General features: G+C 71.3%; 1 protein-coding gene. It reads left to right on the top strand.

Features of this window, described 5'->3' with window-relative positions; all coding sequences use genetic code 11:
• Nucleotides 1–435 (top strand): putative cytokinetic ring protein SteA (steA, locus tag KBX53_RS35785; RefSeq protein WP_247676668.1); only part of this gene is annotated, 435 nt, incomplete at both ends.

Raw genomic sequence — 435 nt, 5'->3', positions numbered from 1 at the left:
ATACGGTCACCGACGACGAGCTGCGCTGCGGCGCCGAGGTGATCGTGCACGCGTACCCGGACGGTCGGGCGCCCGGCCTGCCCCGGGTCAACGGCCTCGGTGTGCCGGCGATCACCTTCCCGGCCGCGGCGACCAGCGAGGACCTGGCCATGCTGCTCGCCGACGAGAAGGGCGCCTCGCTGCTCGTAGCGGTCGGCACCCACGCGACACTTGTCGAGTTCCTGGACAAGGGTCGAGGCGGGATGGCCTCGACGTTCCTGACCCGGCTGAAGGTCGGCGGCAAGCTGGTCGACGCCAAGGGGGTGAGCCGGCTCTACCGGCAGAGCATCTCCGGCTCGTCGCTGCTGCTGCTGGTGCTGTCGGCGATCGCGGCGATGGCGTCCGCGGTGGCCGTGTCGACAGTCGGGAAGGCGTACCTGGGCGTGGTCGCCGAGT

This window comes from Micromonospora sp. M51 (genome assembly GCF_018070305.1).
Taxonomy (GTDB): Bacteria; Actinomycetota; Actinomycetes; order Mycobacteriales; family Micromonosporaceae; genus Micromonospora; species Micromonospora parva.
The sequence above is the reverse complement of the archived record's forward strand: the minus strand, read 5'-3'. Positions and strand labels throughout refer to the sequence as shown.